Genomic DNA, 20,550 nt, shown 5'->3' on the forward strand with positions numbered 1-20,550 from the left:
AAGGAGAAACATCATGAGTATTACTCGTTACGGCGCAGGCAGCGTCGCCGGTGGCGGTCAGCCGCGCCCCTTTGCTCGCGCCGTCGAGGCTGATGGCTGGCTGCATGTGTCCGGCCAGGTGCCGGCCGAAGATGGCGAAATCATCGTCGGCGGCATTGTCGAACAGACCCGCAAGACCATGGACAACCTGGTAGCGATTCTCACCGAAGCCGGTTATGGCCTCGAAGACGTGGTGCGCGTTGGCGTGTGGCTGGAAGATCCGCGCGACTTCTGGAGTTTCAATAAAGTCTTCGGCGAATACTTCACCCCCGAACACGCCCCGGCTCGCGCCTGTGTGCAGGCCAGTATGATGGTTGATTGCAAGGTCGAGATCGATTGTATTGCTTACAAGAAAAAGTGAAGCGCAAAGTTGCAGGCGGATGTTGCGATCCTTGCAGCTTGAAGCTCGTGGCTTGAGACTGCTTCACCTTTTACTGCGCTTGAATGCGCCACGGACGAGCCAAACATGAGTGAAGATACGATCAAACGCAGGGCCCGCGGCCTGGACCGGGCGTTCGATATTCTTGATTTCCTCAAGGAAAAGGGCACGCCACTGCGCCCCAATGAAATCGCCAGTGGCATCGGCAGCCCGAAATCGACGGTCTATGAACTGGTCGGCTCACTGCTTGAGCGGCGCATTCTCGAAGCGGTCGGCAAGGAAGGTCATGTCTACCTGGGGCGGCAGTTGTACTTTCTTGGTCAGGCGCACCTGCGGCATTTTGATTTCACCCGGGAAGCGGAGAGCTGTTTGACTGACATCGTCAGCCAGACCCGGGAAACGGCGCAGATGTGCCTGCTCAATGGCCGCAAGTACACCGTGGCGCTGATGAAAGAGGGTGAACGGCATTTTCGCATTTCCTCTGACATTGGCGAAAACGCGCCGATTCCCTGGACCGCGTCGGGCCGGCTTTTGCTGTGCCATCTGAGCGACCAGGAAATTGCCGATCTGATCGATCCGGAGGATTTCATCCTGCCGGACGGTGAGCGCCTGCCCATGGACAGGTTTCTGGCCGAGATCCGTCAGGCCGGGCAGGAGGGTTTCTTTTCCTTCGACAGCGTCGCCGACACCTTCACCCATTGCTTTGCGGCTCCCGTCAAAGACGACAAGGGTGTGTGCATTGCCACGCTGTGTATCGTCGCGCCTCGGGCCGACGCGAAAAACAATTACAACGACTATCGTCGAGTGCTGATTGCCAGTGCCAATGGCCTCGCTCGCCGAATCAACGAATAAAACCCTGGAGAATTCTCATGGGCATTGCAGTGGTAGAAAAGGGCGCCGCCGCGCCGGGCGATCATCTGGTTCGCGACGTCAGCCTTCCCGCGCTGGTCATCCACCGCGAGGCGCTGGACCACAACATTCGCTGGATGCAGGCATTCGTCAGCAACAGCGGCGCGGAACTGGCGCCCCATGGCAAGACCAGCATGGTCCCGGCCTTGTTTCGGCGCCAGCTGGAGGAGGGCGCGTGGGGCATGACCCTGGCCACGGCCGTGCAGACCCATGCTGCGTATGCCCATGGCGTGCGGCGGGTGCTGATGGCCAACCAACTGGTCGGCACGCCGAACATGGCGCTGATCGCTGATTTGCTCGGCGACTCGATGTTCGATTTCCACTGCATGGTTGATCACCCGGATAACGTCGCGGCGCTAGGCGAGTTTTTCGCGTCGCGGGGGCTGCGCCTGAACGTGATGATCGAATACGGCGTGCCGGGCGGGCGCTGCGGCTGTCGAACTGAGCAGGAGGTTCTGGACCTCGCCGATGCCATCGCGGCGCAACCGTCTCTGGCGTTGACCGGTATCGAGGGTTACGAAGGTGTGATCCATGGCGATAAGGCGGTTAATGACATCCGCGCCTTTGCCGCGTCGCTGGTACGACTGGCCGTGGAGCTGCAGGACAAAGGCGCTTTTGCCCTGGATCGACCGATTGTCACGGCATCCGGCTCGGCCTGGTACGACTTGATCGCCGAGGCGTTCGACGAACGTCAGGTGCGCGAACGTTTTCTCGGCGTGCTGCGTCCCGGCAGTTACGTGGTGCATGACCACGGTATTTACAAAGACGCGCAATGCTGCGTACTCGACCGGCGCAGCGAACTGACGGAAGGGTTGCGTCCGGCCCTGGAAGTCTGGGCGCATGTGCAATCGCTGCCTGAACCGGGCTTTGCCGTGGTCGCCATGGGTAAGCGTGATGTGGCTTTTGACGCAGGCCTGCCCAATCCAATCAAGCGCTACAAGGCTGGCGAGTTGCCCGCCCACGGCGATGACGTTAGCGCCTGCAAGGTCACAGCGGTAATGGACCAGCACGCGTTCATGACCATTGCGCCCGGTTGCGAGCTGAAGGTTGGCGATATCATTTCCTTCGGCACTTCGCATCCATGCCTGACCTTCGATAAGTGGCGCAACGGTTGCCTGGTCGATGAACAACTGCAAGTCATCGAAACCTTCGATACCTGCTTTTGATGACCGGGAGAACCTGAACATGAGCGAACTGGTCAGCCACAGTCATCCGCGCATCGCCCTGATCGGCGAGTGCATGATCGAGTTGCAACAGCACGCTAACGGCAGCCTGCAACAGAGTTTTGGCGGCGATACGCTGAATACGGCGGTGTATATCGCGCGCCTGTTGGGGCGCACTGCTCAGGTGGACTATGTCACCGCGCTGGGCGACGACAGCTTCAGCGACGCCATGTGCCGCGTCTGGGAACAGGAAGGCATTGGCTTGAGCAAGGTGCAGCGCCTGCCGGGGCGTTTGCCGGGTTTGTATTGCATCCAGACCGATGCCAATGGCGAGCGGCGTTTTCTGTATTGGCGCAACGAGGCGGCGGTGCGCGATTGCTTCAACACCCCCGAGTCCGACGCCATCCTCAACGAGCTGCAAAACTACGACGTTGTGTACCTCAGCGGCATAACCCTGGCGGTGCTCGGCGAGCATGGCCGCGAGCGGTTGCTGTCCAGGCTTGCGCAAGTTCGGGCGCGGGGCGTTCGGGTGGTGTTCGACAACAATTATCGACCGCGCTTGTGGGAAAATGTCGATCAGGCGCGTGAGGCGTATCGCGCCTGCATGGCCTGCGTTGATCTGGCACTCTTGACCGAGGACGACGAGCAGGCGCTGTACGGTTATGCCGACAGCGAAGCGCTGCTGACGGCCTATCGCGAACTGGGCATCAGTGAAGTGGTGGTCAAGCGCGGTGCGCGGAGTTGTCTGGTGGAATCGGGCGGCGAGCGCTTCGAAGTGGCTGCGCATCCGGTCAGCCGGGTGGTGGACACCACGGCGGCGGGAGATTCATTCAGCGCAGGTTATCTGGTGATGCGCCTGCGCGGCGCGAGCCCAGTGGAAGCGGCCAATGCAGGGCATCATTTGGCCAGTCTGGTGATTCAGCATCCTGGGGCGTTGGTTCCCGCGAGCGTCATGCCGAGTCTCTGATCCGCTCAATCCCGATAAAAGACCTGGACCAGGTGATACCCGAACTTGCTTTTGATCGGGCCATGCACCACGCGCAACGGCTTTTTGAAAATGACCTGGTCGATGGCTCCCACCATTTGGCCGGGTCTGACTTCACCCAGATCGCCGCCGCGCTTGCCGGACGGGCAGGTCGAGTGTTTTTTTGCCAGTACATCGAAGGCTTCACCCTTGTCGATACGCACCTTGAGTTGCTCGGCCTCTTCGGCGGTCTTCACCAGAATGTGACGGGCTTGGGCTTTCATGTGACGGACGCCTGAAGAAAAAACGGCGGTCATTATCACACATCAAGCGAAACGGTTTTTCGAAACCTGACGCATCAGTGATTGCGTCCGGTAGCCTTCTGCGGCCAAGCTACACCCCTTCTATCGATGAACTGTTGTTCGGGGCAAGCGTCGCATGCAAGTGACCCATCCTCATTTACCTTATTTCGTGCGGTGCTGATTATGGATTTTCCGGCGTTGTTGAAGATTCTGGCCAGCCAGGATGGATCGGACCTTTATCTTTCCACCGGTGCGCCGCCGTGCGCCAAGTTCAACGGCGTACTCAAGCCGTTGGGCACCGAAACCCTGAAGCCGGGTGAAATTGCCGCTGTTGCGCAAGGCATCATGGATGCCGAGCAAAAGCTGGAATTCCATCGTGAGCTGGAGATGAACCTGGCGGTTTCCATGGCCGGTATCGGCCGGTTCCGGATCAACATTTTCATGCAACGCAACGAAGTTTCCATCGTGGCGCGCAACATCAAACTGGATATTCCGCGCTTCGAGGATCTGTTCCTGCCGCCGGTGCTGCTCGATGTGATCATGGAAAAACACGGGCTGGTGCTGTTTGTAGGCGGCACGGGCTCGGGCAAGTCGACGTCATTGGCGGCGCTGATCGATTACCGCAATCGCCACGCCAGCGGCCACATCATCACTATTGAAGATCCGGTGGAGTTCATCCATCGCCACAAAAAATCGATCATCAATCAGCGCGAAGTGGGCGTCGACACGCGCAGTTTCCATTCCGCCTTGAAAAATACCCTGCGCCAGGCACCGGACGTGATTCTCATCGGTGAGATCCGCGACCGGGAAACCATGGAGCATGCCCTGGCATTCGCCGACACCGGCCATTTGGCGATTTCAACGCTGCACGCCAACAATGCCAACCAGGCGCTGGACCGCATCATCAACTTCTTCCCTGAAGAGCGTCGCCACCAACTGCTTCACGATCTGGGCAACAACCTCAAGGCGTTCGTCTCCCAGCGGCTGGTCAGGACCACCGACGGCAAGCGTCGCGCGGCGGTAGAGGTGATGATGGGCACGCCGACCATTCGCGACCTGATCCAGCGCAATGAGCTGAACGAACTCAAAGGCATCATGGAAAAGTCCGGCGGCCTGGGCATGCAGACCTTTGATACCGCACTTTACGAGTTGGCGATCGAGGGGGTCATCAGCGAAGAAGAGGCGCTCAAGCACGCCGACTCACTGAACAACGTGCGCCTGCGCCTCAAGCTGCATGGGGAAGGCGGCGTTACCGGTCAACTGACCACGCCACCACCGCCACCGACGCCGGCAGTCAGCGTCAAGGTGGCGGATTGGGGATTGGTGGATGAGCGTAACGAAGGCAAACCGGGCGCCTGACTCAGCGCGCCAGCCAGCCACCGTCGACATTCCACGCCGCGCCGCGCACTTGAATGGCGGCGTCGCTGCACAGGAACAGCACCAGCTCACCGAGCTGTGACGGTGTGACGAACTCCAGCGACGGTTGTTTTTCGGCCAGCAGATCGTGCCTGGCCTGCTGCGCGTCACCGCTGGCTGCGGCACGATCATCGATTTGCTGCTGCACCAGCGGGGTCAATACCCAGCCGGGGCAGATGGCGTTACAGGTAATGTTGCTGGTCGCGGTTTCCAGGCCCACGACTTTGGTCAGGCCGATAACGCCATGTTTGGCGGCGACGTAGGCGGCTTTGCCGGTGGAGCCGACAAGCCCGTGCACCGACGCGATATTGACGATGCGCCCCCAGTCTTTGTCGCGCATGCCTGGCAGGCACAGGCGAGTGCTGTGGAACACCGAGGACAAGTTGATCGCAATGATCGAGTCCCAGCGTTCAATCGGGAAATCCTCCACAGAATCGACGTGTTGTATCCCGGCATTGTTGACCAGAATGTCGACGCCGCCGAACTCACGCTGCGCGTAGGCAACCATGTCCGCGATCTGTTCGGGTTTGCTGACGTCTGCCGGATGATGGCCCACCTTGCCGCCGAATTGTTCGACCTCGGCGATCACCGCAGTGACATCGCCGAAGCCGTTGAGGATCAGGTTCGCGCCAGCCTTGGCCAGACTCATGGCGATACCCAGGCCAATGCCGCTGGTGGAACCGGTGACCAGTGCCGTTTTACCTTGCAGACTCATGTTGTGTTCCTCAAACGATGCCCGTGGCGTAGAACGTGCCGATGACGACGAACACGGCCAGGGTCTTGATAATGGTGATGCCGAAAATATCCCGATACGCTTCGCGGTGCGTAAGGCCCGTGACCGCCAGCAAGGTGATCACCGCGCCGTTGTGCGGCAGGGTGTCCATGCCGCCACTGGCCATGGAAGCCACGCGGTGCAGCACTTCCAGCGGGATATTGGCGGCGTGGGCGGCATTGATGAAACTCTCGGACATGGCCGCCAATGCGATGCTCATGCCACCCGAAGCCGACCCGGTAATGCCCGCGAGCAAGGTGACGGTGATTGCTTCGTTGACCAGCGGGTTGGGAATGCTTTTCAGCCAGCCCGCCAGCACCAGAAAGCCTGGCAACGAGGCGATGACCGCGCCGAAGCCATATTCCGATGCAGTGTTCATGGCGGCGAGCAACGCGCCACTGACCGCGCTTTTGCTGCCTTCGGCCAGACGACTGCGTATCGCCGCGAAGCCACACACCAGCACCATCAGGATGCCCATCAGCAGCGCGGCTTCCACTGCCCAGATCGCGGTCAGTTTGGCGATCTCGGTCTGGATCGGCGTAGCCATGCCCGGCAGTGCCAGGGTGTGGGTTTTGCCATACAGCTGGGGAATCCACCAGGTGAACAACAGGTTCGCCAAGCCCACCAGAAGCAGTGGCGACAGGGCAATCAGCGGATGCGGCAGCTTGATGTCTTCGGCGGTTTCCGGCTCGTTGCGCAGTTCAATGCCATAACCTTCGCCGGCCTTTTGCGCTTTGTTGCGCTGACGCTGCAGATAGAGCATGCCGGCGCAAAACACGAAAATCGTGCCGATCAAACCTAGCCAGGGCGCAGCCCATGCGGTGGTGTTGAAGAAGGTCGTGGGGATGATGTTCTGGATCTGCGGGGTGCCGGGCAGGGCGTCCATGGTGAAGGAAAACGCGCCGAGCGCGATGGTCGCCGGTATCAGCCGTTTGGGAATATCGCTCTGGCGAAACATTTCTGCAGCAAACGGATAGACCGCGAACACCACCACGAACAGCGAAACGCCGCCGTAGGTGAGCAATGCGCAGACCAGCACGATCACCAGCATCGCTTGCCGAGTACCGAGAACCCCGATGGCAGCGGCAACGATGGCCCGGGAAAAGCCAGACAGCTCGATGAGCTTGCCGAACACGGCGCCTAACAGGAACACAGGGAAGTACAACTTGACGAAGCCGACCATCTTGTCCATGAACACCCCGGTAAACGCTGGAGCTACGGCCGAAGGGTCGGTGAGTAATACCGCACCCATGGCGGCGATGGGGGCGAACAGGATAACGCTATAACCACGGTACGCAGCGAGCATCAACAGCGCGAGGGCTGCCAAGGCAATGATCACACTCATTGAGTGTCTCCTGGCCTGGGACTACAACGAACTCAGAGGCTGCCGAGGGCGCTCTGCATGGATCGCTGAATCCGGTCGGCATATTGTTATTGTTTTCGGCAGCGGCGAGGGCCGCGTAATGGGTATAGCGGGTTTCATGCCATATCGCTAAGTAATTGTTTTATATCGATAATTTACGAAATAGCGTATGAGGTCGACTATTCCGGTCTCTATAAAGAGACAAATAGTGAGCAAGATTCCGCCCTGACTGGCTGGAATGTCAGTGAACACTTCGCGAAGGCTGGGTTCGGCCGAAGTCTCAATAAGGAGATCAAGTCTCCTTACTGAGACTCGGCAATCCCCAAGGCGGCCATTTTCTTGTACAGCGTGGAACGGCCCAGGCCCAACTGGTTGGCAGCTTCAACCACACTGCCCGAACAATTCATCAAGGCCTGTTCGATCAATTGCCGATCGAACCGCTGGCGTGCCTGGCTGAACGTCTCGAAAGCCGATGGCCCTGCGGCGCTAAAGCAGGGACGCAAGGGAATGATCTGACCAATTGCAGCGCGAATATCTCGGGCATTGAGCACCAGTTCATCGCTGAGCAAGGCGGCGCGTTCCAGCACATTGCGCAGTTCCCGGATATTTCCAGGCCAGGCGTGCTGCGCGAGCAAGTTCAATGCGCCGCTGTCCAGTTCGTGCTGGCTGTGCAACTCCTCAAGAATCGCTTCACTGAGGGACGGTAAATCGTCCAGGCGCTCCCGCAAGGGTGGAACCCGAATCGGCAGAACGCTCAAGCGGTAATACAGGTCGGCGCGAAACTCCCCGCGCTTGATGGCCGCTTCGAGATCAATCGAGGTGGCGGCAATCAGGCGAATATCGCTCTGAATGACGTCGTTGGAGCCTACCGGCTCGTATTCCTTCTCCTGCAACACCCTGAGCAGCTTGCTTTGCAGCGCGAGCGGCATGTCGCCGATTTCATCGAGAAACAATGTACCGCCCTGGGCAATTTGCAGCTTGCCCGGTCGGCCTTTACGATCCGCGCCGGTGAAGGCCCCCGGCGCGGTGCCGAAGAACTCGGCCTCCAGCAAGGTTTCCGGGATCGCCGCGCTGTTGATGCTGACAAAGGCTTTATGCGCCCGAGGTGACGCGCTGTGGATCGCATGGGCAAGCAGCTCTTTGCCAGTGCCGGTCTCGCCGAGCAACAACACTGGCGAGTCGGCACCGGCGCTACGCCGGGCTCGACGCTTGACCTCCAGGCTGGCCGCACTGGTGCCGATGAAATGGGCGAAACTGTATTTGGCCTGACGCGCCCGCAACAGCGAGCGAGTGGAGGCCAGTTCTTCCTGCATGCTCAGGTAGCGCTTGAGCAGCGGCGTCAGGGCGTGCAACTCATCGAACAAGGCAAAACCGATGGCGCCGATCAGATCGCCGGAAACATCGTGAATGGGCAAGCGCATGACCACCAACGGGTCTTTGGCGGTGTCCATCATGTCCAGCAGAATCGGGCGGCCATTGGTTGCGACCTGTCGCAACAGGCTGCCGGGGATGACCTTTTCACAGGGTTGGCCCAGCGCCGCGCTGGGGTCTTCAAGGCCGAAACGCCGCGCGTAGCGTTCGTTGATCCAGACAATGCGCGCGTCCTTGTCGACGATCACAGTGCCTTCGCTGGATTGCTCGATGATTTCAAACAGCGAACGGATCGCCAGTTGTCGTACCCGCCGATAATCGTGGAGGCTGTCGCTGTCTTTCATGGGGTGTTCCGTTGTTTGTATCCGGCGTCTGGCCGCACAGAATGCCCGTTTTTAATTGAAACCCGGATGCGCCGCTGCCAGCAATTCCTTGGTGTAAGGGTGCTGAGGCGCATCGAATACATCATGGCTGGCGCCACGTTCCACCACTTTGCCGTCCTTGACCACAATCAGGTCATGGGCGAGCGCCCTGACCACTGCAAGGTCATGACTGATAAACAGATAAGTCAGTCCGTGTTTTTCCTGTAACTGGCGCAATAACGCCACCACCTGTTTCTGTACCGTTCGGTCCAGCGCCGAAGTCGGCTCGTCCAGCAGAATCAAAGCGGGCTTGAGCACCAGGGCTCGGGCGATGGCGATACGCTGACGCTGCCCTCCGGAAAACTCGTGGGGGTAGCGATGACGGCTTTGCGGATCGATCCCGACCTCTTCCAGTACCCGAATCACCTCGACTTCACATTGCAGCGGATCAAGCTCGCTATGGACTTCAAGACCTTCGCTGATGATCTGCGCCACCGACATGCGCGGGCTGAGACTGCCGTAAGGGTCCTGAAACACCACCTGCATCTGTTTGCGCCAAGGGCGCATCTGCTTCTGAGTGAGTCCGTCCAGTGCCTGGCCCTGAAAACGAATACTGCCACGCGATTCCAGCAAGCGCAGGATTGCCTGACCAAGTGTCGATTTTCCCGAGCCAGACTCACCAACGATTCCAAGGGTTTTACCCCGCTCGATGCTCAAGCTGATGTCATCCACCGCCTTGAGGTATTCCTTGTGCCGACGCAGGATGCCGCCGCCCAGGGAAAACCACACGCGCAGATTGTCGACTTGCAGGACTTTTTCACGGCTATCGCGCGGCAGCGGTTCGCCAGCGGGTTCGGCATCGAGTAACAGTTTGCTGTACGGATGTTGCGGTGCTTTGAACAGCGTCTGGCAATTGGACTGCTCGACGATTTCCCCGGCACGCATCACGCAAACCCGCTGGGCCACGCTGTGCACAAGGTTCAAGTCATGGCTGATCAACAGCAGCGACATGTTCAGGCGCTGTTGCAGCTCCTTGAGCAACAAGAGGATTTTGCGCTGCACCGTTACATCCAGCGCGGTGGTCGGTTCGTCGGCAATCAACAGTTCTGGCTCGCAAGCCAACGCCATGGCGATCATCACCCGTTGCCGTTGTCCGCCGGAGAGTTCGTGAGGGTAAGCCTTGAGGCGCTTTTGTGGGTGCTGAATGCCCACCAGTTCAAGCAGTTCGAGGATACGCTTTTGCGCCGCGCGGCCACTCAAGCCTTTGTGCAGCAACAAGGTTTCGCCGATCTGTTTGGACACCGTATGCAACGGGTTGAGCGAGGTCATCGGCTCCTGAAAGATCATGGCGATCTGATTGCCGCGCAGTTGGCGCAGCGTTTTACTGTCGGCGCCGAGCAGTTGCTGTCCGCGATAAAGAATACTGCCGGTGCTGACCGTGCCGCTGGTGGGCAGTAATTGCAGGATGGAGTGCGCCGTTACCGATTTGCCCGATCCCGACTCGCCGACCAACGCCAGGCATTCACCGGCGCGGACATCCAGACACAGGTTCTTTACCACGGTCTGGCCATTGAACGCGACGCTGAGGTCACGGATTTCGATCAGGTTGTCTGTCATTTCAAGACCTCGGGTCGAAGGCATCACGCAGCGCCTCGCCAATGAAAACCAACAGCGAGAGGATCAGCGCCAGGGTAAAGAAGGCTGTGAGGCCCAACCACGGAGCTTGCAGGTTCTGTTTGCCCTGGGCGATCAGCTCGCCCAGGGAAGCGCTGCCGGCGGGCATGCCGAAGCCGAGAAAATCCAGAGCGGTCAAGGTCGAAATTGCCCCGGTCAGAATGAACGGCAAGTAGCTCAGCGTCGCATTCATGGCGTTGGGCAGAATGTGCCGCAGAATCACCTTGCGGTCGTCCAGGCCCAGCGCCCGTGCGGCTTTGACATATTCCAGGTTGCGCCCGCGCAGGAACTCGGCGCGCACCACATCCACCAGGGCCAGCCACGAAAACAACGCCATGATGCCCAGCAGCCACCAGAAATTGGGTTCGACAAAACCCGACAGAATGATCAACAGATAAAGCACTGGCAAGCCGGACCAGACCTCCAGCAAGCGTTGCCCGATCAGATCCACCCAGCCGCCGTAATAACCTTGCAAGGCACCGGCGGCGATGCCGATCAGCGCACTGATGACGGTCAGTGCCAGGGCAAACAGAATCGATACCCGCGCTCCAAAGATTACCCGCGCCAGCACATCCCGGGCCTGATCGTCCGTACCCAGCCAGTTGGTTTCGCTCGGCGGGCTGGGGGCAGGGCGGTTCAGGTCGTAATTGGGTGTGTCATCGCTGAAGGGAATCGGCGGAAAGACCATCCAGCCATCGCCTTTTTTGATCAGCTCACGCACGTAGTCGCTGCGGTAATCAGGTTGGAAGGGCAGTTGGCCGCCAAATTCCTGTTCGGTGTAGCGCTTGAAGGCCGGAAAATACAAGCTGTGCTGATAGCTGAGCAGCAACGGTTTGTCGTTGGCGATGATTTCACCGCCCAAGCTCAGCAGGAACAACCCGCAAAACAGCCACAGCGACCACCAGCCGCGACGATTATTGCGAAAACGGTCCAGGCGACGCTGGGCCAGCGGAGAAAGTCTGTTCATCAGGCATTCCTCGCGCTGAAGTCGATTCGCGGATCGACCACGGTGTAACAGATGTCTCCGACCAGTTTTATCAGCAGGCCAAACAACGTGAAGATGAACAGCGAGCCGAAGACGACGGGATAATCCCGTGACACGGCGGCTTCGTAACTCATGCGCCCAAGGCCATCGAGGGAAAAAATCACCTCGATCAGCAGCGAGCCGGCGAAAAACACGCTGATGAAGGCCTGAGGGATACCGGCCACCACCAACAACATTGCATTGCGGAACACGTGGCCATACAACACCCGGCGTTCGCTGAGCCCCTTGGCGCGGGCCGTGACCACGTATTGGCGGGTGATCTCATTGAGGAATGAGTTTTTGGTCAGAATCGTCAGAGTGGCGAACCCGCCGATTACCAGCGACGACACGGGCAGTACCAGATGCCAGAAGTAATCGGCGATCTTGCCCACGGTACTCATTTCAGCGAAGTTTTCCGACACCAGCCCGCGCACCGGAAACCAGTTCAGCGACGTTCCTCCAGCGAAGACCACCACCAACAGCATCGCGAACAGAAACGCCGGCATGGCGTAGCCAATGATGATGGCGGTGCTGCTCCAGATGTCGAATTGGCTGCCGTGCTTGACGGCCTTGCGAATGCCCAGCGGGATGGAAATCAGATACGTCAGCAGCGTTGCCCATAACCCCAGGGAAATCGAAACCGGCATCTTCTGCAGAATCAGGTCGGTAACTTTGGCGCCACGGAAGAAACTGTTGCCGAAGTCCAGCTGCGCATAGCTCTTGAGCATCAGCCACATGCGTTCATGCAAAGGTTTGTCGAAGCCGTACTGGCGTTCGATGTCCTTGATCAGCTTCGGGTCAAGGCCCCGCGAAGCACGAGATTGGGATTGATTGGCGCTGATCGATTCAGCTGGCGCACTGCCAACACTGGCGTTGGCGCCGCCAATGCCTTGCAGGCGGGCGATGGCTTGTTCAACCGGTCCACCCGGGGCGGCCTGAACGATGAAAAAATTGACCAGCAGAATGCACAGTAAGGTTGGAATGATCAGCAGCAGGCGTCGCAATAAATAGCCGAGCATTCACTTCATCTCCGAGGCAATGGCTGAAACACCGCGTTTTGCCGCGAATTGCTCGTTGGTCAGCGGGGTCGGGCTGATTTCCCACCAGGTGTCGATGGCTTCAGCGTTGCTGGCCTGAACTTTCGGAATGCCGAAGCGGTTCCACCAAAGGGTCGATGCGCCCGGCGGATAATAATTGGGAATCCAGTAATAGCCCCATTGCAGGACGCGATCCAGACAATGTGCGTAATCGACCATCGTCGCTTTGTTGTCAGCCTTGACCACACCTTCGATCAAGCTGTCGATGGCCGGGTCCTGCAAGACCATATAGTTGCTGGAGCCGGGATCGCGGGCGCCCTTGGAACCGAAGTTGTTGTACAGCTCCATGCCGGGAGACGAGGATACTGAATAGCCGGTGACAATCATGTCGTAGTCCCGGGCCATGACCCGGTTCAGGTATTGCGCGGCGTCGATGCGGCGAATCTCGAAAGTGACGCCGATCTGCGCCAGGTTGCGCTTGTAAGGCAGCAGGATTTTCTCGAAACCGGCCTGACCGTTGAGGAAGGTGAAACTGAGCGGTTCGCCCTTGGCATTGACCAGCTGATCGCCCTTGGGCATCCAGCCAGCTTCCTCCAGAAGCGCCAGGGCCTGAAGCTGTTTGTCACGGATAAAACCCGTGCCATCGGTTTTCGGGGTGCGGAACACCTCACTGAATACCTCTGGAGGAATCTTGCCGCGCAGCGGTTCAAGAATCTCCAGCTCGGATTTGCTGGGCAATTGCGTCGCGGCCAGGGGCGAGTTGGAAAAGTAACTGTTCTGGCGGATGTACATGTTGCGCATCATCTGCCGGTTGGTCCACTCGAAGTCCCAGAGCATGGCCAGCGCCTGACGCACGCGGCGGTCCTGAAACATTGGGCGGTCCAGATTGAACACAAAACCCTGGGAACTCTGCACGGCACCTTTGGCCAGATGCGCTTTCTGCAGGCGACCCTCATCCAGCGCCGGGCTGTCGTAAAGAATCGAGTAGGCGGTGGCTGAATATTCACGGTTGTAATCGTAGGCGCCGCCTTTGAGCACCTGCCGCGCTACGTCGGTGTCGCCGAAATACTCCACGCTGAACGAATCAAAGTTGTAAAAGCCCTTGTTGACCGGCAGATCCTTGCCCCACCAGTCCGGATCGCGGGCAAAGGTGATGCTGCGGCCCGGATCAACCTTGGCGACTTTGTAAGGCCCGCTGCCGAGGGGGATTTCAAACCCGCCGCCGCCCGCGAAGTCACGGCTTTTCCACCAGTGCTCAGGGAAAACCGGCAGCGACGCCAGGTCCAGAGGCAGGCTGCGGTTCTCGGCACTTTTGAAATCGAAGCGGATCTGGGTCGGCGATTCCACCTCAACGGCCTTTACGTCCTCAAATTCCGTGCGGTATGACATGCTGCCTTGGGTCATCAGCAAATCGTAGGTATAGCGCACATCTTCGGCGGTGATTGGCGTGCCATCGGCGAAGCGGGCCTTGGGATTCAGGAAGAACCTCAAGGACAGGCCGTCGTCGCCGCGCTCCATTCTTTGCGCCACAAGGCCGTACACCGTATTGGGTTCGTCGAGGGATTTCACGGCCAGGGGTGAGTACACCATGCCGTTGAGCTGCGAAACACCGGTGCCTTTGTCGAGATAGGGCATCAAGTGATCGAACTGACCGATTTCCTGCGCCGAGCGGCGCATGCTGCCCCCTTTTGGCGCATCTGGATTCACGTAGTCGAAGTGTTTGAAATCAGCAGGATAGCGCGGCGCTTCACCGTAGACAGTCAGGGCGTGCAGGGGAGCGGCGGACGAAATTTGAAGGCCGGACAGCAAGGTCAGCGTTGCAACGATCAGCGATGAAAAAACAAAACGCATTACTCGAATCCTGGACTGACCTCCGCAGGCGGACATCAGAGTTAAGGGTCATGATCGACGAAATGTCTTATACGTTGTCCGGCGCGGCACAGGTATCTACAGGTAAATACCGCTGCGCTCAAGGTACCGGATACCGAGCACCTTTGTAACCAGATGATGCGTCAGTGGCAGCGGCAACACGATGGCACCGCCGGGAGCAGTAACACAAACGAGTAATCGGCCAAAACATAGCAATTTGCTTGCCGTTTTGCGGGGTGGGGAAGGAGGGTATTAGCCGGCCAGAGGAAACAATGGACCAGGAATGATCGGCACAAATAAAAACGGCCCGCTAGAGGCGGGCCGTTTTTCAATCATCGCGCAACAGGACGATCAGTCCTGGCGGCTGGTGACTTCCAGCAAGTGATAGCCGAACTGGGTCTTGACCGGACCTTGTACGACGTTCACTGGAGCACTGAAAACTACGGTGTCGAATTCCTTGACCATTTGGCCAGGACCGAACGAACCCAGATCACCGCCTTGACGGCTGGAAGGGCAGCTTGAGTTGGACTTTGCAACTTCTGCAAAATCAGCGCCGCCTTCGATTTGCGCCTTGAGTTCGTTGCATTTTTCTTCGCTGGCAACAAGGATGTGGCGGGCAGTGGCTTTAGCCATGGGAAATTGCTCCTGTTAAAAAAAGTGAAAGCCTACCGGATTAAGGGACGCTTTTCCCGCTAAAAGTTCCGAAGGTGTTACAGGGCACGTGACCATCGGCGCCCGATTGTTACGCCCGACTTGCCAAAAAAGCCCCGTGGGTGCGCGGCCGCATCACCGCGCGGCACGCCAAAACCAGTGTCAGATCAAGCCTGCGATTTTTGCTTTTTTACCTGTAACGCAGTTTGTCCACGGCGTCGCGGAGCAGGTGCTCGGTGTCGTCCCAGCCTAGGCAGCCGTCGGTAACCGAAACGCCGTAACGCAGGGATTCGCTCAACGGCTGGCAACCCTCAAACAAATGGCTTTCCAGCATCATGCCCACCAGCGATGTATCGCCTTGCAGGCGTTGAGCCAGCACGTCGCGGAAGACTTGAGGCTGGCGCAGCGGATCCTTGCCACTGTTGGCGTGGCTGCAATCAACCATGATGCGGGCGCTGAGCGCATTTTTTTCGAGGCTGCCGCGTATTCTGGCGACGCTTTGACTGTCGTAGTTCGGTCCGCCATGGCCTCCGCGCAGGACAATGTGTGTGTCGCGGTTGCCCTGGGTCTCGATAATCGCCGGATGGCCTTGGCGGTCCATACCGAAATGGCGGTGTGGGTGAGCCGCAGAGCGCATGGCGTCGCTGGCGACGGCAACTCCGCCATCAGTCCCGTTCTTGAAGCCCACAGGCATTGGCAGGCCACTGGCCATTTCCCGGTGAATCTGCGATTCGGTGGTGCGGGCGCCGATTGCCACCCAGCCGAGCAAATCGTCGAAATAGCCGGCTGCCATGGGTTGCAGGATTTCCGTCGCAATGGGCAGTCCCAGGCGCAACATTTCCCGCATCAGTTGCCGGGACAGCGTCAAACCGCCCGCCATATCATCACTGCCATCCAGCTGCGGGTCGTAGGCCAGGCCTTTCCAGCCCACAGTTGTGCGTGGTTTTTCCACGTAGGCACGCATCACCAGCAGCATCTGGTCACTGACTTGCGCGGCCAGATCGGCCAGGCGCTGCGCGTATTCCAGAGCTGAGTGCGGGTCATGAATAGAGCAGGGGCCAACGATTACCAGCAGGCGCGAATCATCACCGTTGAGAATCGCGCGTATTGCTCGACGGTGAGCAGAGACTTGCTCCGTCAGGGCAAGATCCAGCGGCAATTGAGACTTGAGCTGTAGGGGGCTGGGCAGGCGCCGGGGCGCCGGGACGCTGTCGAGTACGGTGAGATTGCTCGGCGACAGATCGGATGATTTGACTGAGACAGAAGAGTTCATATAGGGCTTCCTGGACTGGCGGGCGTTCCCGCTCAGGTCCTACTGATGTGTTCGACAATTTGCCGTATTGGCTGTGTGCAACTGGCTGCCACCTGTAAGTGACCGATCGGAGGCGGCTGGCTGTCCCGAACGGAGGTTGCTAAATCGCCAGGCGAAGCGGCTGTCGTAACGGTAATAAGTGTTGTAAGTCATGTCGTATTCCTCGATGGATTCAATGTTCTGGGGCAAAAGTTCAGGGGCTGAAAAACAAAACCCCCGATCGGGTAGCCGACCGGGGGTAGAGATTTCTCTGGTTGGCGTCCCCGTTAGTGTGGGCGCCAGGTAGGTATCAGGCGCGCCAGTGGCTATACCAATACCCAAAATAAAAGCTGTTCGGGAGATCAATGCTGTTCAAGCCGCGGCACTCGATGAAGCACGCCACCGAGCGATCTACGCTGGCAGAGTGGTGCATCGATGAGATTGGCTGGGACATGAAGCATCTCCGTTAAAGTGCTGCAAGCTTACTGCAGCCTGCGGTGTGGATTCAATCAGAAAATCCAATCGAGCCCAGAGGCGCTATCTATTCAATAGCCCCGGACGTCCAGGCATCACTACCGCATGACCGTACGGCAATTTGCAATCAGTCAGCCATTTGCTGAGGCTGCGCCTCGACAGCCGTGGGGATACTGCCGATCTTCATCCCGAGTAATACCGCGACTTTGTGGGCTTCCCCACGTCGGCCTTTCTTGCGTCCCGCCAGCACTTGGTAGGTGGTCGCAGGGTCGATGCTGTTCTCGCGCGCAAACTCTTGAACAGATTTACCTTGTTGTTCTAGCCAGGCCTTGGCTTGTGCAGCGGTACGTATTCCGGGCATAGTTCAAAACCGTTCAAATCAGTTTAATTTATCTAGATTCTACCATTCGTAAGGATGGGGTCAACAGGATTATGCATTCAAATGAGTGGAATTGGTTACCGGCTTAGAAAAGAAAGAGAACGACTGGGGCTTTCTCAGCGTGCCTTCGGAGAAATCGGTGGTGTCGAAGCGAACGCTCAAGGCAAATACGAAAGCGGCGATCGTGCTCCCAAGGCCGACTACCTCGCAGCAGTCGCGGCCAAAGGCGTTGATGTGCTTTACGTCCTGACTGGCACGCCGACACCCATCCCTGTCGATAATTTGAGCAATGCCGAGGAGAAGGTACTAGGGAGTTACAGATCACTACTCAAGGAAGATCAGGATGCCATTCGACGTTTGACCACGACCATGGCCGAGCTGTCGGCGTCCTATGCAATTCATGCCAAGCCCGGAAATCGTGACAGCAATTGAGTCTTTCCCCGTGATTACGGGGTGAAGCTGGGAAATCAAGTCGTTCAACCGTATAAGTAGCAAAAAGCTATATCTGCCGTTACCACCTCTATATGAGTCAGACTTCGCTTTAAGCTAGGTCTGACTCGCTGTTTTTGCTATGGTGACGAGCATTCGTCATGTCCGTTTCGCGAGGTGTCTGCTTGATTAAGGTGCTAGTTGTCGATGACCATGATCTTGTTCGGACAGGCATCACACGCATGCTGGCCGATATAGATGGTCTGCAGGTCGTCGGTCAGGCTGACTCTGGAGAGGAGTCGCTGAAGAAGGCGCGTGAGCTCAAACCCGATGTGGTTCTGATGGACGTGAAGATGCCCGGCATCGGAGGCCTTGAGGCTACCCGCAAAATGCTGCGCAGCCATCCGGAAATAAAAGTCGTCGCGGTAACCGTTTGTGAGGACGATCCATTCCCTACGCGTTTGCTCCAGGCAGGTGCCGCCGGTTACATGACCAAAGGCGCCGGCCTGGCCGAAATGGTCCAGGCCATTCGTCTTGTATTTGCCGGTCAGCGCTATATCAGCCCGCAGATAGCCCAGCAGTTGGCGATCAAGTCATTCCAGCCGCAAGTGAATAATTCTCCGTTCGATTTGCTCTCTGAGCGTGAAATACAGATCGCCTTGATGATCGTGGGTTGTCAGAAAGTTCAGGTGATCTCCGACAAACTATGTCTGTCACCTAAAACCGTCAATACCTACCGTTACCGTATCTTTGAGAAGCTTTCGATCAGCAGCGATGTTGAACTGGCTTTATTGGCAGTACGTCACGGCATGGTCGATGCCAGCGCCTGAAATGAACCAACCGTTCGATCCCAGTGCTTTTCTTTCTACCTGCAGCGGCCGCCCTGGCGTGTATCGCATGTTCGATGCCGAGGCACGCCTGCTTTATGTGGGCAAGGCCAAGAATCTTAAGAACCGCCTCGCCAGTTATTTCCGCAAAACCGGCCACGCCCCCAAGACCAGCGCGCTCGTTGCTCGTATTGCCCAGATCGAGACAACGATTACCGCCAATGAAACCGAGGCGTTGCTGCTTGAGCAGACACTCATCAAAGAGTGGCGACCGCCCTATAACATCCTGCTGCGCGATGACAAATCCTATCCCTATGTGTACTTGTCGGACGGCGACTTTCCGCGCCTGAGCATTCACCGGGGCGCGAAAAAAACCAAAGGTCGCTATTTCGGTCCGTACCCGAGCGCGGGTGCCGTTCGCGAAAGCCTGAGCTTGATGCAGAAGACCTTTCTGGTTCGCCAGTGCGAAGACAGCTACTACAAGAACCGCACGCGTCCGTGCCTTCAATACCAGATCAAGCGCTGCAAGGGCCCGTGTGTCGGCCTGGTGGAGCCGCAGGTCTACGCCGAAGATGTTCGTCACTCCGTGATGTTCCTCGAAGGTCGCAGTAACACGTTGACCGACGAGCTGAACACGTTGATGGAAAAGGCTGCCATGAGCCTGGACTTTGAGCGGGCAGCTGAATTGCGCGATCAGATCGCACTGCTGCGGCGTGTGCAGGATCAGCAAAGCATGGAGGGCGGCACTGGCGATGTGGATGTAGTGGCTGCTTTCGTCAATCCCGGCGGCGCCTGTGTACATCTGATCAGCGTGCGCGGTGGGCGCGTTCTGGGCAGCAAGAATTTCTTTCCTCAGGTGGGTATCGAGGAGGAGGTGGGCGAGGTCATGTCTGCGTTCCTTTCGCAATATTTCCTGGGCGGTGTGGATCGCGAGCTTCCCGGCGAAGTCATCGTCAATGTGCTTCACGATGATTTCCCGACACTGATTGATGCGATCGAAGAGTCTCGTGGTCGCGAACTGATCATCAGTCATCGTGTTCGCGGTACGCGCGCGCGCTGGCAGCAGATGGCTGTTACCAACGCAGAACAGGCCTTGTCGGCACGGCTTGCCAATCGCCAGCATGTCGCGGCCCGCTTCGATGCATTGGCGAAGGTGTTGAAGCTCGACGAGCCGCCGCTGCGCCTTGAGTGCTACGACATCAGCCATTCAAGTGGCGAGGCAACGGTCGCATCGTGCGTGGTATTTGGTCCTGAAGGGCCGATCAAGTCAGATTATCGACGCTACAACATTGAAGGCATCACCGCTGGAGACGATTATGCCGCCATGCACCAGGCGCTGACCCGACGCTTCAGCCGACTCAAGGACGGCGAGGGCAAGTTGCCTGATATCCTGTTGGTCGATGGCGGCAAAGGCCAGCTGTCCATGGCGCGGGACGTGCTCAATGAATTGGCGGTTCCTGACCTGATTCTTCTAGGCGTGGCCAAAGGTGCGACGCGCAAAGCCGGTTTCGAAACTCTGTACCTCAACGATGCGGCGCACGAGTTCACCTTGCCGGGGGATTCGCCAGCATTGCACCTTATTCAGCAGATTCGGGATGAAGCCCACCGTTTTGCGATCACCGGACACCGCGCGCGACGTGGTAAAACCCGGCGTACGTCGACGCTTGAAGGCGTCGCCGGGGTTGGGCCTACGCGCCGTCGGGACCTGCTCAAACACTTCGGAGGGTTACAGGAATTGTCACGCGCAAGCATCGAAGAAATAGCCAAAGCGCCCGGAATCAGTAAAAAGCTCGCAGAGTCGATTTATGCAAACCTGCACAGCGAGTAGAATGCCCGCTCACCTCGTAGCCAGTTG

At 58.2% G+C, this 20,550-nt stretch carries 19 protein-coding genes; 8 read left to right on the forward strand and 11 right to left on the reverse strand.

Annotated features, from left to right (window positions below; translation table 11 throughout):
• Window positions 1-13: 13 nt before the first annotated feature.
• The 4 genes from AFK24_RS29025 to AFK24_RS29040 all read left to right on the forward strand — a co-directional run bounded on the left by AFK24_RS29025 (window position 14) and on the right by AFK24_RS29040 (window position 3,457).
• Entirely contained in the window at window positions 14-400 is a 387-nt protein-coding gene (locus tag AFK24_RS29025; RefSeq protein ID WP_065836528.1) for a RidA family protein, read from the forward strand.
• A gap of 105 nt (window positions 401-505) precedes the next feature.
• Window positions 506-1,270: an IclR family transcriptional regulator gene (locus tag AFK24_RS29030; protein ID WP_065836529.1), complete on the forward strand. Its 765-nt coding sequence runs from the start codon at window positions 506-508 to the stop codon at window positions 1,268-1,270.
• A gap of 17 nt (window positions 1,271-1,287) precedes the next feature.
• Window positions 1,288-2,493 (forward strand): amino acid deaminase, encoded by a 1,206-nt coding sequence (locus AFK24_RS29035; protein WP_065836530.1) that lies wholly within the window; start codon window positions 1,288-1,290, stop codon window positions 2,491-2,493.
• A 19-nt stretch (window positions 2,494-2,512) separates the two neighbouring features.
• Entirely contained in the window at window positions 2,513-3,457 is a 945-nt protein-coding gene (locus tag AFK24_RS29040) for a sugar kinase (RefSeq protein WP_065836531.1), read from the forward strand.
• A gap of 5 nt (window positions 3,458-3,462) precedes the next feature.
• On the opposite strand, the gene AFK24_RS29045 is transcribed toward AFK24_RS29040, so the two are convergent.
• Window positions 3,463-3,738, reverse strand: a complete 276-nt coding sequence (locus tag AFK24_RS29045) for a peptidylprolyl isomerase (protein ID WP_065836532.1) — start codon at window positions 3,736-3,738, stop codon at window positions 3,463-3,465.
• A gap of 201 nt (window positions 3,739-3,939) precedes the next feature.
• Here AFK24_RS29045 and AFK24_RS29050 point away from each other — a divergent pair, with 201 nt between their 5' ends.
• Window positions 3,940-5,115 carry a PilT/PilU family type 4a pilus ATPase gene (locus AFK24_RS29050; protein ID WP_065836533.1) on the forward strand — a complete coding sequence of 392 codons (1,176 nt, stop codon included), beginning with the start codon at window positions 3,940-3,942 and terminating at the stop codon, window positions 5,113-5,115.
• Between the two features lies 1 nt (window position 5,116).
• On the opposite strand, the gene AFK24_RS29055 is transcribed toward AFK24_RS29050, so the two are convergent.
• From AFK24_RS29055 to AFK24_RS29100, 10 genes are all read right to left on the reverse strand, one after another.
• Window positions 5,117-5,887, reverse strand: coding sequence for a 3-hydroxybutyrate dehydrogenase (locus AFK24_RS29055; protein WP_065836534.1), 771 nt, complete (start codon window positions 5,885-5,887; stop codon window positions 5,117-5,119).
• Window positions 5,888-5,897: 10 nt separating this feature from the next.
• Window positions 5,898-7,289 (reverse strand): GntP family permease, encoded by a 1,392-nt coding sequence (locus AFK24_RS29060; RefSeq protein ID WP_065836535.1) that lies wholly within the window; start codon window positions 7,287-7,289, stop codon window positions 5,898-5,900.
• A 320-nt stretch (window positions 7,290-7,609) separates the two neighbouring features.
• Complete coding sequence (locus tag AFK24_RS29065; protein WP_065836536.1) at window positions 7,610-9,022, reverse strand: sigma-54 interaction domain-containing protein; 1,413 nt, start codon at window positions 9,020-9,022, stop codon at window positions 7,610-7,612.
• Window positions 9,023-9,073: 51 nt separating this feature from the next.
• The gene (locus AFK24_RS29070) at window positions 9,074-10,657 is read right to left on the reverse strand and encodes an ABC transporter ATP-binding protein (protein WP_065836537.1); all 1,584 of its coding nucleotides are present in this window, start codon (window positions 10,655-10,657) and stop codon (window positions 9,074-9,076) included.
• Between the two features lies 1 nt (window position 10,658).
• Window positions 10,659-11,681 (reverse strand): ABC transporter permease, encoded by a 1,023-nt coding sequence (locus AFK24_RS29075; RefSeq protein WP_065836538.1) that lies wholly within the window; start codon window positions 11,679-11,681, stop codon window positions 10,659-10,661.
• Window positions 11,681-12,757 (reverse strand): microcin C ABC transporter permease YejB, encoded by a 1,077-nt coding sequence (locus tag AFK24_RS29080; RefSeq protein ID WP_065836539.1) that lies wholly within the window; start codon window positions 12,755-12,757, stop codon window positions 11,681-11,683. The genes AFK24_RS29075 and AFK24_RS29080 overlap by 1 nt, the downstream gene beginning before the upstream one ends.
• Window positions 12,758-14,626 carry an extracellular solute-binding protein gene (locus AFK24_RS29085; protein WP_065836540.1) on the reverse strand — a complete coding sequence of 623 codons (1,869 nt, stop codon included), beginning with the start codon at window positions 14,624-14,626 and terminating at the stop codon, window positions 12,758-12,760.
• 369 nt (window positions 14,627-14,995) lie between these two features.
• Complete coding sequence (locus AFK24_RS29090) at window positions 14,996-15,277, reverse strand: peptidylprolyl isomerase (RefSeq protein WP_065836541.1); 282 nt, start codon at window positions 15,275-15,277, stop codon at window positions 14,996-14,998.
• Window positions 15,278-15,485: 208 nt separating this feature from the next.
• Window positions 15,486-16,568 carry a 3-deoxy-7-phosphoheptulonate synthase gene (locus AFK24_RS29095; protein ID WP_065836542.1) on the reverse strand — a complete coding sequence of 361 codons (1,083 nt, stop codon included), beginning with the start codon at window positions 16,566-16,568 and terminating at the stop codon, window positions 15,486-15,488.
• A gap of 619 nt (window positions 16,569-17,187) precedes the next feature.
• Entirely contained in the window at window positions 17,188-17,421 is a 234-nt protein-coding gene (locus AFK24_RS29100) for a DNA-binding protein (RefSeq protein ID WP_065836543.1), read from the reverse strand.
• Window positions 17,422-17,502: 81 nt separating this feature from the next.
• On the opposite strand from AFK24_RS29100, the gene AFK24_RS29105 reads away from it, so the two are divergent.
• From AFK24_RS29105 to uvrC, 3 genes are all read left to right on the forward strand, one after another.
• On the forward strand, window positions 17,503-17,871 hold the full coding sequence (locus tag AFK24_RS29105) for a helix-turn-helix domain-containing protein (protein ID WP_065836544.1): 369 nt from the start codon (window positions 17,503-17,505) through the stop codon (window positions 17,869-17,871).
• Window positions 17,872-18,053: 182 nt separating this feature from the next.
• Entirely contained in the window at window positions 18,054-18,698 is a 645-nt protein-coding gene (gene gacA, locus AFK24_RS29110) for a response regulator transcription factor GacA (RefSeq protein ID WP_020290069.1), read from the forward strand.
• 1 nt (window position 18,699) lies between these two features.
• Complete coding sequence (uvrC, locus tag AFK24_RS29115; protein ID WP_065836628.1) at window positions 18,700-20,523, forward strand: excinuclease ABC subunit UvrC; 1,824 nt, start codon at window positions 18,700-18,702, stop codon at window positions 20,521-20,523.
• Window positions 20,524-20,550: the final 27 nt, after the last annotated feature.

Origin of the sequence: Pseudomonas syringae (assembly GCF_001698815.1) — a bacterium.
GTDB lineage: Bacteria > Pseudomonadota > Gammaproteobacteria > Pseudomonadales > Pseudomonadaceae > Aquipseudomonas > Aquipseudomonas syringae_A.

Coding starts and splice junctions, on each gene's coding strand:
- AFK24_RS29025 (WP_065836528.1), top strand. CDS start 14: ATGAGTATTACTCGTTACGGCGCAGGCAGCGTCGCCGGTGGCGGTCAG.
- AFK24_RS29030 (WP_065836529.1), top strand. CDS start 506: ATGAGTGAAGATACGATCAAACGCAGGGCCCGCGGCCTGGACCGGGCG.
- AFK24_RS29035 (WP_065836530.1), top strand. CDS start 1,288: ATGGGCATTGCAGTGGTAGAAAAGGGCGCCGCCGCGCCGGGCGATCAT.
- AFK24_RS29040 (WP_065836531.1), top strand. CDS start 2,513: ATGAGCGAACTGGTCAGCCACAGTCATCCGCGCATCGCCCTGATCGGC.
- AFK24_RS29045 (WP_065836532.1), bottom strand. CDS start 3,738: ATGAAAGCCCAAGCCCGTCACATTCTGGTGAAGACCGCCGAAGAGGCC.
- AFK24_RS29050 (WP_065836533.1), top strand. CDS start 3,940: ATGGATTTTCCGGCGTTGTTGAAGATTCTGGCCAGCCAGGATGGATCG.
- AFK24_RS29055 (WP_065836534.1), bottom strand. CDS start 5,887: ATGAGTCTGCAAGGTAAAACGGCACTGGTCACCGGTTCCACCAGCGGC.
- AFK24_RS29060 (WP_065836535.1), bottom strand. CDS start 7,289: ATGAGTGTGATCATTGCCTTGGCAGCCCTCGCGCTGTTGATGCTCGCT.
- AFK24_RS29065 (WP_065836536.1), bottom strand. CDS start 9,022: ATGAAAGACAGCGACAGCCTCCACGATTATCGGCGGGTACGACAACTG.
- AFK24_RS29070 (WP_065836537.1), bottom strand. CDS start 10,657: ATGACAGACAACCTGATCGAAATCCGTGACCTCAGCGTCGCGTTCAAT.
- AFK24_RS29075 (WP_065836538.1), bottom strand. CDS start 11,681: ATGAACAGACTTTCTCCGCTGGCCCAGCGTCGCCTGGACCGTTTTCGC.
- AFK24_RS29080 (WP_065836539.1), bottom strand. CDS start 12,757: ATGCTCGGCTATTTATTGCGACGCCTGCTGCTGATCATTCCAACCTTA.
- AFK24_RS29085 (WP_065836540.1), bottom strand. CDS start 14,626: ATGCGTTTTGTTTTTTCATCGCTGATCGTTGCAACGCTGACCTTGCTG.
- AFK24_RS29090 (WP_065836541.1), bottom strand. CDS start 15,277: ATGGCTAAAGCCACTGCCCGCCACATCCTTGTTGCCAGCGAAGAAAAA.
- AFK24_RS29095 (WP_065836542.1), bottom strand. CDS start 16,568: ATGAACTCTTCTGTCTCAGTCAAATCATCCGATCTGTCGCCGAGCAAT.
- AFK24_RS29100 (WP_065836543.1), bottom strand. CDS start 17,421: ATGCCCGGAATACGTACCGCTGCACAAGCCAAGGCCTGGCTAGAACAA.
- AFK24_RS29105 (WP_065836544.1), top strand. CDS start 17,503: ATGAGTGGAATTGGTTACCGGCTTAGAAAAGAAAGAGAACGACTGGGG.
- uvrC (WP_065836628.1), top strand. CDS start 18,700: ATGAACCAACCGTTCGATCCCAGTGCTTTTCTTTCTACCTGCAGCGGC.